The sequence below is a fragment of the Neisseria sicca genome (assembly GCF_003044565.1).
Classification (GTDB): Bacteria; Pseudomonadota; Gammaproteobacteria; order Burkholderiales; family Neisseriaceae; genus Neisseria; species Neisseria sicca_A.
On record NZ_POXG01000001.1, the window covers coordinates 596,933 to 611,497 of the forward strand.

20 protein-coding genes and 1 pseudogene are annotated in these 14,565 nt (G+C 52.7%); 18 read left to right on the forward strand and 3 right to left on the reverse strand.

All coding sequences use genetic code 11. The features are described 5' to 3' along the window. Window positions 1–7: 7 nt before the first annotated feature. From DBZ16_RS03255 to DBZ16_RS03320, 14 genes are all read left to right on the forward strand, one after another. Window positions 8–244, forward strand: a complete 237-nt coding sequence (locus DBZ16_RS03255; RefSeq protein WP_240600189.1) for an excalibur calcium-binding domain-containing protein — start codon at window positions 8–10, stop codon at window positions 242–244. Next, window positions 223–849: a hypothetical protein gene (locus DBZ16_RS03260; protein WP_240600192.1), complete on the forward strand. Its 627-nt coding sequence runs from the start codon at window positions 223–225 to the stop codon at window positions 847–849. The genes DBZ16_RS03255 and DBZ16_RS03260 overlap by 22 nt, the downstream gene beginning before the upstream one ends. 94 nt (window positions 850–943) lie before the next feature. Beyond that, on the forward strand, window positions 944–1,447 hold the full coding sequence (locus DBZ16_RS03265; RefSeq protein WP_107812901.1) for a glycoside hydrolase family 108 protein: 504 nt from the start codon (window positions 944–946) through the stop codon (window positions 1,445–1,447). Window positions 1,448–1,555: 108 nt separating this feature from the next. Then, window positions 1,556–1,894 (forward strand): hypothetical protein, encoded by a 339-nt coding sequence (locus DBZ16_RS03270; protein WP_070870272.1) that lies wholly within the window; start codon window positions 1,556–1,558, stop codon window positions 1,892–1,894. After that, the gene (locus DBZ16_RS03275; RefSeq protein WP_070870273.1) at window positions 1,887–2,276 is read left to right on the forward strand and encodes a hypothetical protein; all 390 of its coding nucleotides are present in this window, start codon (window positions 1,887–1,889) and stop codon (window positions 2,274–2,276) included. Before DBZ16_RS03270 ends, DBZ16_RS03275 begins: the two co-directional genes overlap by 8 nt. After that, window positions 2,254–2,475: a hypothetical protein gene (locus DBZ16_RS03280; protein WP_009426269.1), complete on the forward strand. Its 222-nt coding sequence runs from the start codon at window positions 2,254–2,256 to the stop codon at window positions 2,473–2,475. Before DBZ16_RS03275 ends, DBZ16_RS03280 begins: the two co-directional genes overlap by 23 nt. Continuing rightward, entirely contained in the window at window positions 2,468–2,677 is a 210-nt protein-coding gene (locus tag DBZ16_RS03285; RefSeq protein ID WP_070870274.1) for a TraR/DksA family transcriptional regulator, read from the forward strand. Before DBZ16_RS03280 ends, DBZ16_RS03285 begins: the two co-directional genes overlap by 8 nt. Before the next feature lie 2 nt (window positions 2,678–2,679). Beyond that, window positions 2,680–3,000: a hypothetical protein gene (locus DBZ16_RS03290; RefSeq protein ID WP_013448349.1), complete on the forward strand. Its 321-nt coding sequence runs from the start codon at window positions 2,680–2,682 to the stop codon at window positions 2,998–3,000. Then, window positions 2,997–3,314, forward strand: coding sequence for a hypothetical protein (locus DBZ16_RS03295; protein ID WP_070870275.1), 318 nt, complete (start codon window positions 2,997–2,999; stop codon window positions 3,312–3,314). The genes DBZ16_RS03290 and DBZ16_RS03295 overlap by 4 nt, the downstream gene beginning before the upstream one ends. 1 nt (window position 3,315) lies before the next feature. Then, entirely contained in the window at window positions 3,316–3,861 is a 546-nt protein-coding gene (locus DBZ16_RS03300) for a DUF3486 family protein (RefSeq protein ID WP_009426265.1), read from the forward strand. Window positions 3,862–4,078: 217 nt separating this feature from the next. Further along, window positions 4,079–5,350, forward strand: a complete 1,272-nt coding sequence (locus DBZ16_RS03305; protein WP_240600195.1) for a terminase large subunit domain-containing protein — start codon at window positions 4,079–4,081, stop codon at window positions 5,348–5,350. A gap of 21 nt (window positions 5,351–5,371) precedes the next feature. Then, the gene (locus tag DBZ16_RS03310) at window positions 5,372–6,841 is read left to right on the forward strand and encodes a DUF935 domain-containing protein (RefSeq protein WP_107812902.1); all 1,470 of its coding nucleotides are present in this window, start codon (window positions 5,372–5,374) and stop codon (window positions 6,839–6,841) included. After that, window positions 6,838–7,740, forward strand: coding sequence for a phage minor head protein (locus tag DBZ16_RS03315; protein ID WP_107812903.1), 903 nt, complete (start codon window positions 6,838–6,840; stop codon window positions 7,738–7,740). The genes DBZ16_RS03310 and DBZ16_RS03315 overlap by 4 nt, the downstream gene beginning before the upstream one ends. Before the next feature lie 2 nt (window positions 7,741–7,742). Next, complete coding sequence (locus tag DBZ16_RS03320; RefSeq protein WP_070870279.1) at window positions 7,743–8,186, forward strand: phage virion morphogenesis protein; 444 nt, start codon at window positions 7,743–7,745, stop codon at window positions 8,184–8,186. 217 nt (window positions 8,187–8,403) lie between these two features. Here the strand turns inward: DBZ16_RS03320 and DBZ16_RS03325 are convergent, their stop codons facing one another. Together DBZ16_RS03325 and DBZ16_RS03330 are read right to left on the reverse strand one after the other, a co-directional pair. After that, window positions 8,404–8,940 carry a hypothetical protein gene (locus DBZ16_RS03325; RefSeq protein ID WP_107812904.1) on the reverse strand — a complete coding sequence of 179 codons (537 nt, stop codon included), beginning with the start codon at window positions 8,938–8,940 and terminating at the stop codon, window positions 8,404–8,406. 151 nt (window positions 8,941–9,091) lie between these two features. Further along, a complete protein-coding gene (locus DBZ16_RS03330; RefSeq protein WP_107813104.1) occupies window positions 9,092–10,519 on the reverse strand; it encodes an acyl-CoA dehydrogenase family protein in 1,428 nt (475 codons plus the stop codon). A gap of 196 nt (window positions 10,520–10,715) precedes the next feature. On the opposite strand from DBZ16_RS03330, the gene DBZ16_RS03335 reads away from it, so the two are divergent. Then, window positions 10,716–11,408: a VIT1/CCC1 transporter family protein gene (locus tag DBZ16_RS03335; protein ID WP_107812905.1), complete on the forward strand. Its 693-nt coding sequence runs from the start codon at window positions 10,716–10,718 to the stop codon at window positions 11,406–11,408. Between the two features lie 188 nt (window positions 11,409–11,596). On the opposite strand, the gene DBZ16_RS03340 is transcribed toward DBZ16_RS03335, so the two are convergent. Continuing rightward, entirely contained in the window at window positions 11,597–12,115 is a 519-nt protein-coding gene (locus DBZ16_RS03340; RefSeq protein WP_107812906.1) for an LIC11966 family surface protein, read from the reverse strand. A 63-nt stretch (window positions 12,116–12,178) separates the two neighbouring features. On the opposite strand from DBZ16_RS03340, the gene DBZ16_RS14745 reads away from it, so the two are divergent. The 3 genes and pseudogenes from DBZ16_RS14745 to DBZ16_RS16600 all read left to right on the forward strand — a co-directional run. Beyond that, the gene (locus DBZ16_RS14745) at window positions 12,179–12,331 is read left to right on the forward strand and encodes a hypothetical protein (protein ID WP_159070292.1); all 153 of its coding nucleotides are present in this window, start codon (window positions 12,179–12,181) and stop codon (window positions 12,329–12,331) included. Between the two features lie 81 nt (window positions 12,332–12,412). Then, window positions 12,413–12,742 (forward strand): DUF6984 family protein, encoded by a 330-nt coding sequence (locus DBZ16_RS03345; RefSeq protein ID WP_240600202.1) that lies wholly within the window; start codon window positions 12,413–12,415, stop codon window positions 12,740–12,742. A 325-nt stretch (window positions 12,743–13,067) separates the two neighbouring features. Beyond that, window positions 13,068–14,336 (forward strand): annotated as a pseudogene (locus DBZ16_RS16600) (transcription-repair coupling factor); the annotation flags it as partial. Between the last annotated feature and the right edge of the window lie 229 nt (window positions 14,337–14,565).

Below are 14,565 nucleotides of genomic sequence, written 5' to 3' on the forward strand. Positions count from 1 at the left end.
AGACAAAATGAAAAAGGGTTATTTGACATTGCTGGTGTCTGTTATGATGTTTTCCGCATCCGCCCCCGCCTTGGCGAAAAGCTGCAAAGACTTTCCGACGCAGCAGGCAGCGCAGAAATTTTATGAAGCCCGCAAAAAATCAGGATTGAGCGGCTGGAAGAGTTTGGACAGGGACGGCGACGGACGGGCTTGCGACTGCAACCCGGGCGGAAGCGGCAAGAATTGCCCGAAAAAGAAAAGATGATTTCTGAAAGAAATAGAATGGAAACAAAAATATATCTTGGAATTTTCTTATTGGCTGCTGCACATTTGGTTAATGCAGGAGGAGTGATGAAAACAGGAGGGATGATTGGTCCTCATCCTGAAACATTTTCGGAACGGTTCAATGAATTGAACAATGGAATGATGGATTTGTTCCCAAGAATATCAATTGTTGCGGGCAAGACACGTCAAACAAAAGACCTTGGTAATGGCATTACGTTGTCTGCAAAACTGGTCAAGGAAGGAGATATTTTTGAGAACGTCCGGATAAACTGTAATACATTGGCGAAAACTCAAAGAATCAACAATTGCTTAGTGAGTATGTATTACACAGCTATTGCGTTGGATTATGAGATAGACCGTTTGGCATTTATGGATGCCATTCAGACTGCCGTCAAAAAAATGCAAGCCACTTATAATCAAAATGGAGTGGATTATTTCATTACGGTCAATCGTAAGCAGAAAAGTGTTTCTATGTTCGCAAAATCGGATATGCCTATGCAGATTGAGGCAATGGACGATTCAAATGAAGCATATATGAAAAGCGATAAATGCAATCCCGAAATCGAGCTGTGTATTAAACCTTAGCCTTCAACGGGTTTTAACCCCGCTTAAAAGCCCATTCAGACGACCTTTCCTAAAATCCCTGTATTGATTTCAACCTCAATACAGGGATTTTTCCATGTCCACCAAATTCAACCAATTCATTGAGCGCGTCCTCTCCCACGAGGGTGGTTACATCAACCATCCCAAAGACCCCGGCGGTGAAACCAACTGGGGCATCACCAAGCGTACCGCAATGGCAAACGGCTTTAACGGTTCCATGCGCGCCATGACCCGCGAACAGGCTATCGGCATTTATCAAAAGGCGTTTTGGGAGCGTTACCACGCAGACCAAATGCCCGAAGCGGTCGCTTTCCAATTTTTTGATGCCTGCGTCAACCACGGTTACGGCAATGCCGCCCGTATGCTCCAACGCGCCGCAGGCGTGCCGGACGACGGCATCATCGGCGAAATCAGTCTCAAAGCCATCAATTCCCTCCCCGAAAACGACCTTTTATTGCGGTTCAACGCCGAGCGTCTGGTCTTTTATACCAAGCTCGGTACGTTCACGTCTTTCGGTAAAGGTTGGGTCCGCCGCGTCGCGCAAAACCTGATCCACGCATCAGCGGACAACATTGATTAAAAAAGGAGCAATCATGTCAAAAAAGTCTTTACTCGCCCTAATGGCCGCCGTGATGTCTCCCAGTTTCAGCGTCGATCTGGGCATTCGTTCAGCTATACCTTCTCAGGGATGTCGGACGATGCCTCACCGTCCAAGCGGGGTAGCGGCAGCGAAACGCGCCGCGAAGAAAAACCGTCAAAAATGACCGGCTTTTTCCGATGGCTGGGCGGTTTAGTCTCCAATCCCGCAACCGGAAAAATCAGCCATACCAAATTATGGGCAAACGTTGCCGCCGCAGCGATGACCTATAAATTCTCGCTCTCGCCCGATGCCCCCGAATGGCTTTGGTGGGCATACGGAGCAATGGTCGGCGGCTACGCCTTAATCAAACGCGGCATTGCCACCGTACCGCAGTTGGCGGAAATCAAAAAATCCGAGAATCCGGAAGAATGGAGCGGCAATGATTGATTTTTTGTACAAAAACAAATCGGCATTGGCATGGCGTGCATTGATTGTTTTGGGCATCTGGCTAAGCGGTTATCACTATGCCGCCGACAAAGCCGATGCCAAGCAAACCGCCCTGATTACCGCCTACCAAAACTCATCAATGGCGGCAGCCAAACAATACGCCGACGAGCTTAAAAAAGCGCAGGCGGAAACGAAGCGTTGGCATGACTTCGCGCAGCATCAAAGCATCGAGCTGGCATCCGCCCTGAGCGAACTGGATAAAAATAAAAACACTTTACAGGAGCAAACGCATGACGCGATTAAAAAAGACGGCAATGGTTTTAACGGTATCGGCTCTAACAGCCTGCACCTATACAACCGTGCCTTCGGATACCCCGATTAAAACCGTACCGACAGTGGATTTGCCGCCTGTATCTACCGGGCTGCTGGTCAAATACGAACGCCCTGAGCGTCCGACCGGCGGCTCACCCGAACAACTCTTAAACCATGCCGTACGTTACGGCGAATACTGCCAAAAATTGGAAGTCCAAGTCTCCGGGTGGCAGGACTGGTACACGAAAGGCCGTCTGAAAAATGACTGATTTTGCCGACCGCGCATCAGAGCGTGAAGCCATATTTTTGGAAGAGTCCCTGGCGAAACATCAAAACACACCGGAACGTGCCGACAGCCTGAGCCATTGCGAAGATTGCGGCAGCCCGATACCGGACGCAAGGCGAAAAGCAGTCAAAGGCTGCACCCGCTGCATCGTTTGCCAAGAATATTTCGAACACGGATGGCCTTAAAAATGGAAAAAACCTTTATACACATCGAATTTTGGCAGTTGGTCGGATTTCTTCTCTCCTTCCTCGGCATCTGTTTTACCTTCGGCAAAATGCTGCTGGCGCAATTCCGCGAGCAGCAGGACGAACGCCAAAAACAGCAAGAGCGCCTGCAAGGCAAAGTCGAAATCATGGAAAACAAACTGGCGGAATTCAACGCCGGACTGCCCCTGACCTATGTTTTGCGGGAAGACTACATCCGCAATCAGGTCGTCCTCGAAGCCAAGCTCGACAACGTCGCCGAAAAACTCACCGAAATATACAAAATGGAAAGCGTAAAGAAATGATTAGCCAAGAATTGATTGCCAAACAACGCCGCGAGGGGATGCGTTGGAACATCATCAACACCCTTAATAAAGCCCGCCCTCATACCACCAGCGAGGCCTTTCTGCTGGACATCATGAACGCGATTTACCCGCAGACCACCGCCACCGAACTGCGCCAGCAGCTCGACTACCTTGCCGACCGCAAAATGGTCGAGCTGAATAAAGCACCGCACGGCTTGTGGTTTGCCGACCTGACCAGTTTGGGTGTCGATATTGCCGAATACACAGTCGAGTGCCGCGCCGGTATCGCCCGCCCCGAAAAAGTGTGGAGCTGATATGGCAAAACGCAGCGTCATCGACCAACTCCCCGAAGCTGTACGCCACGAGTTCGAACGGAAACTCGTCGAAAACGGCTTCGCCGACTATCAGGCATTATCCGAATGGTTGCAGCAACAGGGATACGAAATCAGCCGCTCCGCCGCCCATCGGTACGGCCAAAAAGTACAGCGTCGGTTTGCCGCCATCAAAAACAGCACCGAAGCGGCACGCCTGATTGCCGAAGGTGCGGCAGACGAGGGGGATACCCGCTCCGAAGCCTTGATGGCGATGTTGCAGACAGAGTTGTTTGAGGCATTGGTGCAGATTGGTGAGATGCCCGAAGACGAGTTAAACGCGCTTGACCGCTTCGGTATTATGAGCGAGGGCGCGCGCAAAATCAGCGGGCTGATTACCGCCGGTACGCGCCTGAAGGAATATCAGGCAAAAGTTAAAGCCAAAGTCGAAGCCGCCGCCGAAAACGTGGCCAAGCAGGCAAAAAAAGGCGGGCTGTCCGACGCGGCTGCCGAAGCCATCCGCAAACAGATTTTAGGTATCGCATCATGACGACCAAAACCGAAGACCGAACGCCATCGGCATTGCTGCCTTACCAGCAGCGTTGGTGCGCCGATAACTCTCCCGTCAAACTCTGCGAAAAATCCCGACGCATCGGTCTGAGCTGGGGCGAGGCTGCCGATACCGCCTTACTTGCCGCCTCATCGGGCGGCATGGACGCATGGTACATAGGCTACAACAAAGACATGGCTTTGGAGTTTATCCGTGATTGTGCCAACTGGGCGAAATTCTACGGTTTGGCGGCGGAGAAATCGAAGAGACCGAGGAGGTGTTCGTCGAGGGGGACGACAAAAAATCCGTCCTCGCCTTCGTCATCCGTTTCGCGTCCGGCTGGCGCGTTACTGCCTTATCCAGTCGCCCCTCAAACCTTCGCGGTAAGCAGGGGCGCGTCATCATCGACGAGGCGGCGTTCCACGAGCAGCTCGGCGAGCTGCTCAAAGCGGCAATGGCATTGCTGATGTGGGGCGGCCAGGTGCATATCATCTCTACGCATGACGGGGTGGACAATCCGTTCAACGAGCTGATTACCGACATTCGTGCGGGCAAAAAGCCGTACTCCATCCACCGCATTACTTTCGACGAGGCCGTTTCAGACGGCCTCTACCGCCGCATTTGCCTGCGCTTGGGCAAAGAGTGGACGGCAGACGGCGAAGCCGCGTGGTGCAAGGAAATCCGCGATTTCTACGGTGAAGATGCCAGCGAAGAGTTGGACTGCATCCCTAAAAACGGCGGCGGCAAATGGCTCAACCGAGCCTTGATTGAGAGCCGTATGAGTCCTTATACGCCGGTTATCAGATACGACCAAAGCGATGAGTTCGGCCTCTTGCCCGAGCCGAGCCGCGCTGCCGAAGTGGCGGACTGGATAGCCGACACCCTGCAACCGCTGCTCGATGGTTTGGATAAAACCCGCACCAGCTTTGTCGGCGAAGACTTTGCCCGCAGCGGAGACCGTACCGTCATCGTCCCTTTGTTGCAGCAGACTAATTTAAGCCTTAAGTCGCCGTTCGTGTTGGAGTTGGGCAATATGCCGTTTGCCCAACAAGAGCAAATCATGAAACACCTGTTGCACGGCTTACCCAATCTGCGCGGAGCGGCATTGGACGCGCGCGGCAACGGTCAATCAATCGCCGAAGCCATGCGCGACGAATTTGGCGCGGAGGTATGCGAGTCGGTCATGCTCTCGGAAAACTGGTACCGCACCCATACAGCTCCGTTCAAAGCCGCACTCGAAGACGGCACGTTGGACGCAATCCCCAAAGACGAAGACATCCTGACCGACCTGCGCGCCTTCGAGCTGGTCAGAGGCGTGCCGCGCATCCCCGATGTACGCACCAAAGGTCAAGACGGCAAAAAACGCCACGGAGACGCGGCGATTGCCTTTGTCCTTGCCCATTACGCCAGCCGCGAGCTGAATACCGGCCCGATACGCGTAGCCAGCCGCCGAATCCGCCGAAAAAGCGCATTAACCAAAGGTTATTAAGGTATTTAAAGAGTACATATCATGCCCAAACCCCACCTCAAACTCAAAACCAGTCAAGGCATCATGACCTTCAAGCCGCAGGATTTATCTGCCCATCTCGCCGTTTCCCGCCCGTTTTTCAGCGGTTTTGACGGCTGGCTGCCTAATCCCGACCCCGTTTTGCGCAAAATGGGCAGGCAAATCTCCGTTTACCGCGAGCTGATGCGCGACCCCTTGGTCGGCTCGTTGGTACGCCGCCGAAAAGCCGCCGTCGCCCGCCTCGAATGGCGACTTGAGGGCGACGATACGCCTAAAAATGTCCGGGATTTTATTGATAGCTGGCTGGCTGAAACCGATGTTTACCGCCTGATTAAAGACGTTTTAAACGCCGTTTTTTACGGCTATCAACCCATCGAGCTGATTTGGCGTACCGATTCTGCATGGCTGCCTGACAAAATCATCGCCAAGCCGCAAGAGTGGTTCGCCTTCAACGACGACGGCGAGTTGCGTTACATCCAAAACGGGCTGACCGATACCGTTCCGCCGCCTTATAAGTTTCTTTGCCCAACACACGAGGCAGATTATCTCAACCCCTACGGTTTGGGCGATTTGGGCTTGGTTTTTTGGCTGGTCACCTTCAAACGCGGCGGCCTTAAATTCTGGATGCAATTCACCGAAAAGTACGGTGCGCCTTGGCTGATTGGTAAAGAGCCGCGTTCCAATACCCCGCAGGATACCGACAAATTGCTAGACGCGCTCGAAGCTCTAATCGGCAACAGCGTCGGCACCATTCCCAATGATTCCAGCGTCGAAATCCACGAGGCAAGCGGCAAGGCATCATCTATTGATGCCTACGACAAGCTCATACGTTATTGCCGCTCCGAAATCAGCATTGCTCTGCTCGGACAAGACCAAACTACCGAAAAAGACAGTACCCACGCCAGCGCGACCGCTGGTTTGGAGGTAACGGACGACATCCGTGACGGCGATACCCGTATTGTTGAGGCGGCATTAAATCAGTTGATAAAGTGGGTGGTGGAGATTAATTTCGGGGAAGTATCTGAGCCGAAATTCGTGCTGTTTGAAAACGAGGAGAGCGGCACAAAAGAACGGGCCGAAAGAGATAAGATGATGGTGGATGCCGGTGCCAAGTTCACCAACCAATACTGGCAGCGCACATACGGCCTTGAGGACGGCGACTTGGCGGACGCAGTCCAACCAACCCAAGAGGGTAGAGCTGCTGATTTTGCGGAGTTCGATTTGACGGATGCAGGTTCGGTCATCGACGGACTCGCCCCCGATACAGACATTCTGAATAAACAAGGCGAATGGCTGACTGCCGTCCTAGTGGCCGAATTAAGTCGTGGAGAAACCGCCGAAAACCTGCTCGACCGTCTGTCCGCCGCCTATCCGAATATGGACGATACCGCCTTGCAAAACGAGTTGGCACGCCTGATTTTTCTTTCAGAATTGGTTGGAAAAGTTGAAGTAGCGCGGGAGATTAAATCGTGAACTCCGAAGATATTAAAGCCGTCTTCGGCATGAAGCCGGAAGCCGCCGTCGCCTATCTCAAGCAAAAAGGCATTGTCGTATCTTGGGACTGGCAGGATATGTTGGACGACGCGCACGCCACTGCCTTTACGGTGGCCAAAACCGCCAAAATGGATGTGCTCTCCGACATCTATTCCGCCGTTGTCGATGCCGCCGAACAAGGTCGTACGCTGGAAGAGTTCAGCCGCGAACTCGCCCCCGTCTTACAACGCAAAGGCTGGTGGGGCAGGCAGGAAATTAAAAATCCCGAAGGCGAAACCCAAAGCGTACAGCTCGGCAGCCCCCACCGCCTGAAAACCATCTATCTGACCAATATGCAGTCAGCCTACATGGCAGGTCGCTACGCCGAAATGATGGACTCCATTGACACACACCCTTATTGGCAGTACGTCGCCATCAACGACAGCCGCACCCGCGATACTCACCGTATGATGCACAACCGTGTCTATGCTGCCGACGACCCTGTTTGGGATACCTTATATCCGCCACTTGATTTCCGCTGTCGGTGCCGCGTCAAACCCCTCTCGCGCAGTGCGGGTGAGGGACGCGTCCAACCCCGCCCGACGCTCGAAACCATTACCGTCGATATAGGTTCAAATCCCTATACCGGCGAGGAGCGTTACGCACAACGAACCGGCATCCGCATCAACAACAAATTTATCGCCCCAAACGCAGGCTTCAATGCCAACCAAGGTAAATCCATGCTGTCCCGCATGGCGCAAATCTCCATAGACAAAGCACAGGCAACCCATCCGGACATCGCCCGTATCGCCATCAAGACCATGATGGGTAACCGAAAATTCAAAAACGCCCTAACCCCCGAATCATTGGCATGGGTGCGCGAATTACTGAGGGGCTGACCATGCTTGAGATTAAATTAGATGCAGAGAGGCTCGACCACGGTTTAAGTACACTGCTCAAAAACGCCACTGACACCCGCACCATGATGCGGGGCATCGCCACCGAGCTGCTGTCCATGACCGAAGAAAACTTCGAATCCGAAGGTTGGGGCGGACAGAGATGGAAACAAAGCCGGCGCGCCGCAGACGAGGGAGGCAAGACCCTGCAAAAAAGCGGGCAACTTGCCGCCAGCCTGACCACACAGGTCGGCAGCAACTATGCCCGCATCGGCAGCAACAAAAAATACGCCGCCATCCACCACCTCGGCGGTCAAGCAGGCCGCGGCCACAAAACCAACCTCCCCGCGCGCCCCTATCTCCCCATCAACGGCAACAACCAACCCCAACCAGACGCCGAACGCCGAATCCTAGACATCGCCATCGCCGCCCTCAAAAAAGGACTCTGACAACAAAAAACGGACGAGAAAAAACCGTCCGTTTTTTGTTTCACTATTTGCAACTCTTTTTCACTTTTTCCATCCCGCCTAATCCCCCATCATCCCACTTCTTCCCATTTATCTCATCATTCCTATATATTTATCTCATTGGGTTTCAAAATAGGGAGCGGTCAGATTTGTTTTGCAATCAGAAAGCCCGCTAATCAAAATAGATCAACTGCGACAGCTATTTGTTTTCGCCGTATTTATCATGCAGGCTTCGGTTTTCCTCTTTCAACCATTCATCCCATTCAGGGCGTAAACGGCAGAGTTCTTTATTCCAATACAGACAGTCCCAAGCCATGCTGCGCGAGGCTTCGGTATCTCGCTCAAGCATTCGGGCAACAAAAGGTTCGAGCGTTTGCGCACTTTTGAACATACCGCCGTATTCGCCGTAAGTGCGGCAGGTTTCAGGATGGAGCGTTTCCATCAGCGTTTCGATTTCGCCTTGCAACGCAAGCCATGAACCGTTTACCTCGCCCAAAGCAAGTACATCACGCAGCCAATGTTTGATGTTTTCCAAACTTTGAAAACGCGGGTCATGCCACAGCAGGCGCAAGGTAGCGAGCTGACTTTCTGCTTCCGTCTGACCTTGTGGGTTTTCATGATCAAAAAGGGAAACGAGTTCGTACAAGGCACGGTTGCGCTGTTTCTCCGGCAGCGCAAGTAAAATGTCGCAGACTTGTTCGGGAGTCTGCCAAAGAGGAAGTTTGGAGAGGGTCATGGGCTCGGAGGTCGTCTGAAAGTCAATGGACGTCAACCAGATGGTCGGTTCATATACTTTTCACGACGAAGCTGCTTTTGAATTAAAAATATGAAAATCGATGAAAGGTCGTCTGAAAACCGATTTCAGACGACCTTTCTGATTTAAACCATCAACCGCAATATCGGCAATCCAATATATCTTTGCGGATGTCGTTCAGCAGGAAGGCTGCCGTATCTTCGTGTTCCGCCTGTACGAAGACGAAGAGTCGGGCGATGATTTTGCCGATGAAGACTTTTTGCAGGGCGCAGGCGTCGGTCAGAGTGTGTTCCTGCAGGAAGCTGCGGATGTCTTCGGGCAAAGTGTAGTCGCGGGCAACGGCGGCAAAGCGGGCATCGGTTTGCAGGCGGGCGAGCAGGGTTTGGTTTTTGTCCAACTTAATGCCCGCTTCTTTTTCTTCGGCGGTGGCGCGGACGAACTGGTCGTAAATTTCGGCATAAAGCATATCGTTCGGACCTTCAAAAATCGTGAAGGGACGGATGTCGATAGCGATATTGCTGGCGGTGTGTCCGCGTTCAAAACCCTTCGCGCCCAAGAGTTTTTGCAACATTTGCGCGGCGGCGTATGTGTATTCCGTGGCGAGGGTTTTGATGATGTTTGCCTCCATCAATTGATGGGCGACGGGGGCAACGGGCGAAACGTAATGGCAGACGTAGCGGTAAAGAATCTCGGAAACCTGATGGCGGCGTTGGATTTCGCGGCGTTCGTAATCGACGAATTTGATGTCGTTGCGGACGTATTGGTTCAAGTTTTCAAGGATGTATTCCATGATGCCGTGCGTCATGCCGATCAGTTGCAGGCGGCTGCGGATAAAGATGTTTTGGAACGCGCGCAAACCGGCAGCGTCGCTCTGAGAGAGTTTCATGACGGCGGCGGCGGGCATTTCGGCGTCAATGCGGTTGACGGCATAACGGACGGCGCGCAAGCCTTCGGATGTGAGGGCTTCGTAGCGGATGTATTGTTTGGGAACGAGCAGCAGGTTGATGACTTTGGAGAGTTTGCCGTTTTTACGTTCTTTGGCGGCAACGAGGAGGAAGTCGCTTTGAGAGTTGCCCTGCCAGTATTTCGCGGCGTTGACGTAAATGGTTTGATCGTCGATATATTCGTAGTAGGACTGCATTTCGCGGGCAATCGCCGCGCCGGAGGTTTCGGGTTCGGTAATGCCCAAACCGCCGCCCTCGCCTTTAAAAATCATGTCCAAGCCTTGCGCGATTTGCGCTTCATCGCCGAATTCTTGCAAAGGCTGCAACACCAGCGCGCCTTCGATGCCGGTACGCAGGGTAACGGGTACGCCGTAATGCCCCGCAATCCGCAGGACTTCTTGGATTTCAAACTGGCTGCCCTTGCGGCCGCCGTGTTTTTTGTCGAGGAAGGGCAACAGCAAACCCGCCTGCTTCAAGGCAAGCCATTTGTCTTCGGGCAGGTATTGCATGAGGTTGAGGTCGTCTGAAAAAATACGGCGGAATGCGGATTCGATGTGCTTTAAAAAAGCAGCCGTGTCCATAGTTGACGGCTGCGCGCTTGATTCGGTGTGTGTCATCATGATTCTCGGTTAATCGGCAGTTATTAGAGTTTAGAGCTAAATTTCTAGAATTTCGATTTATACCACAAACCCGCATAAGCGACAATTGTTATCAGGTATGAACGGAATTTCAGCCTGAAAACTACCCATTTGCGCCGCCCCCGATAAACCGATACGGTGCTACCATAACGCAAAACACTACCGGAACACTGCCATGTATTCACAACACAGCGAACGCCATTTCAGCAACCGCAACAACTGGCTGCGCGCGAGCGTATTGGGCGCGAACGACGGACTGATTTCCACCGCCTCGCTGCTGACGGGTGTCGCAGCCGCCGCACCCGATTTTCAAACCCTGCTGCTGACAGGCGTTTCCGCCCTAATCGGCGGCGCGGTCTCGATGGCGGCGGGGGAATACGTTTCCGTATCCAGCCAGTCGGACACGGAAAAAGCCGATTTGCACAAAGAACGCTACGAATTGGAAGCCAATCCCGATGCCGAGCTGGAGGAACTGACCGAAATCTACCGCCGCCGCGGTTTGTCCGACGCGCTTGCCGCCGAAGTTGCACAGGCATTGATGGAACACGACGCGCTCTCCGCCCATGCCCTCGACGAAATCGGCATCACCGAAACTTCCGCTGCCAAGCCCATGCAGGCCGCGCTTGCCTCCGCCGGTTCGTTCTGCGCCGGCGCCATACTGCCGCTGCTGGTCGCGCTGACCACCTCCACCGCCCTTATCCCTACGCTGGCGGTAACCACTTTGTGCGGACTCGCCGCGCTAGGTTACACCTCCGCCAAACTCGGCGGCGCACCCGTCGTCCCCGCCGTCTTACGCGTGTGCCTGTGGGGCGTGGCGGCATTGGCAGTGACCGGCTTTATCGGCAAACTCGCGGGCGTAGCTGTTTGAACGAGGTCGTCTGAAAACTTTCGGTAAACCCGCCGGACTGGTTTTCAGACGACCTTTTTTGACAATAAGCGGTTCTCTATATGTTTTTATAGAAAACGGCTGATAAAAAAATCCTCTAAATTCTGTCGAAAAAATTTAGAGGATTTTTGATTTTAAAGATGGCGTTTTACAAAATTCGCCTACACTGTTTATTCGTCTTCGAATTTTTCCAAAAACTCATCGCTCACTTCATTGAACTTGTCGATACTGTCCAAGATTTTCTCGTTGTTCTCGTCTAATTGCTCTTCATCTTCCTCAGTCCCGTGTTTACCGGAAGCACGGATTTGAATCAACTTAACATAACCGTCTTCCATCAAGTTGATATACATACGCAGATGGCGTTTCAAATCATTCAACAGGGATGCATCGCCTTTGTATGCGCCCAATTTATCGGCTTGCGCGATGTAATTGGGAATCGCTGCTATCCACTGCACGCGGACTTTTTCCGCTTGGGCGTAATCGCGTCTGTCCATTGCCTTGTTCATGTCTTCCATGTGGTAAGTCATAAAATTGGCAATACACATCAGCTCATTGTTGTACTCTACTGCGTTATCGTAGCTGCCTTTGGCGTAATACACGCCCTCTTCCTCGTTCCAGCCGCCGCGTTTGGGCGAAGACGATGCGCCGCCGGTAGCGCCAAACAGTTTTTTAATGAATTCTAAAATCATAATTTTGCTGCCTTTCTCATAAGTAAAGTACACAGACGGGGAAAAGTATAACGCAAATCTGAAATGCCTGTTGCCTACACTTTGTGTTGCAACACACCCTTCCCCTCCATTTCAGACGACCTCATTCCCCAAATGGGAACGTTTTATACCTTATCACAAACACCCGTAGGTCGTCTGAAAAAGCAGTCGCTGTCGTTAGCCGCTTGTATCCGCTAGAATGGTCTTCTGCCGCCAAAGGTCGTCTGAAAACATCCCGACAAACCAGCCCTTCTTCGGCAGACACATGGAGTTGAACCATTGAACACACGCCCGCTGACAGCCGACGAAAACGATTTGCTGAATCTTCTTCTGTCCCACAAAAAACCTCGATATACTGGATTGGAAACCCGTTTTTCCAACAGCGTCACCACGCTCGACGACGGCGCAATGGGCAGTTTTCTATTTTCCAGCGATACAAACGAAACGCGCCCGCTAAAAATTATTCCGATCGCCGAACATCTGTTTCACGACAAAGGCGGTGTTCCGGTTTTGGCAACCCTATATTCTTACAGCGACGGTCAATTGTATGAACTGGATATTTGGAAAGCGGATTTCAGCCCGTTATTGGCTTATCCGGACAAACCGTAATATCCAGTCTATCCATTTCAAATCGCGGCATCTCCCTGCAATGTCCGTTTTACCAGACAAACATTTTCAGACGACCCTTTGACATATAGTGGATTAAATTTAAATCAGGACAAGGCGACGAAGCCGCAGACAGTACAGATAGGACGGCAAGGCGAGGCAACGCCGTACTGGTTTAAAGTTAATCAACTATAAAAAGGTCGTCTGAAAACCACCCAAACCATCCCGCTCCTTACACCCGCTTTTAATCTGCTAAAATTCCGCTTTTACAACCCATCTAGGCAGCCCGAAAAATTTTCCGGCTGCCGCAATCCATTGTCCCTACGCCATGACCTACCCTATCCCCAAACCCCGTGAAAAATCCCGTTGGCTCAATCTTTCGCAAGGCTCGCTGCCGCTGGCTTTGGCGCGTTATCTGCCGCATAAGCGGCTCAAAGTCGTGCTGACCCAAGATGCGGAACAGGCGTTGCGCCTTCAGACGGCATGGCGGTTTTTCCGTCCGCACGATACGGCGGTGTTCCTGCCGGACTGGGAAACGCTGCCTTACGAGCGTTTTTCGCCGCATCAGGACTTGGTGTCGGAGCGGCTGTCGGCGTTGTGGCAGATTAAGAGCGGCGCGGCGGACGTGTTGTTTGTGCCGGTTGCCACGGCGATGCAGAAGCTACCGCCCGTGCCGTTTCTGGCGGGGCGCACGTTTTGGCTGAAAACGGGGCAGACTTTGGATATAGGCCGTCTGAAAACCGATTTGGTGGATGCGGGTTACAACCATGTTTCCCATGTTGTGGCGGCGGGCGAATTTGCCGTGCGCGGCGGGATTGTCGATTTATTCCCGATGGGCAGCGAAATGCCGTACCGCATCGATTTGTTCGACGATGAAATCGACAGCATCAAAACCTTCGATACCGAAACGCAACGCACCATTTCCCCCGTTTTCGAAATCCGCCTGCTGCCGGCACACGAGTTCCCCACCGACAGCGAGGCGCAAAAAATCTTCCGCAGCCGCTTCCGCGAGGAAGTCGATGGCAATCCGAACGATGCCGCCGTGTACAAAGCCGTCAGCAACGGCCATTTCGGCGCGGGCGTGGAATACTACCTGCCGCTGTTTTTTGAAAACGAGCTGGAAACGTTGTTTGACTATATCGGCGAAGATGCGCTGTTTGTCTCTTTGGGCGATGTTCACGCCGAGGCAAACCGCTTTTGGAGCGACATCAAATCGCGTTACGCCATGGCGCAGGGCGATGAAACTTATCCGCCTTTGCTTCCACAGCATTTGTATCTCTCTGCCGATGTGTTCGCAGGCCGTCTGAAAAACTACGGACAAGTGCTGCCCGATGTTTCCGGCAAAGAACACACCCTGCCCGACCTTGCCGTCAACCGCCAATCCGACGAGCCTTTGCAGGCATTGAAGGATTTTCAGACGACCTTTGACGGACGGATTTTGCTGTGCGCCGAAAGTTTGGGACGGCGAGAAACCATGCTCGGCTTCTTGCAGCAAAACGGTTTGAAGGCCAAACCTGTGTCCGACTGGCAGGCGTTTTTGAATGACGATGCACCGCTGTGCATCACAGTAACGTCATTGACACACGGTTTTCAACTGCCGCTTGATGCAGCGGAATGCCTTCCCAGCAGCCATGCCTGCTTTGTGGCGGGCACACTGGTGCATACCGACAAAGGCCTTGCCCCCATCGACCAAATCAAAGTCGGCGATATGGTCTTGTCGCGCAATGAGAACAACCCCGACGGCGAAAACGCCTACAAACGCGTGCTTTCCACCTTCAAATCGGCAGAAAAACAGCGGATTATTTATCAGAGCTTCATTACGCGGC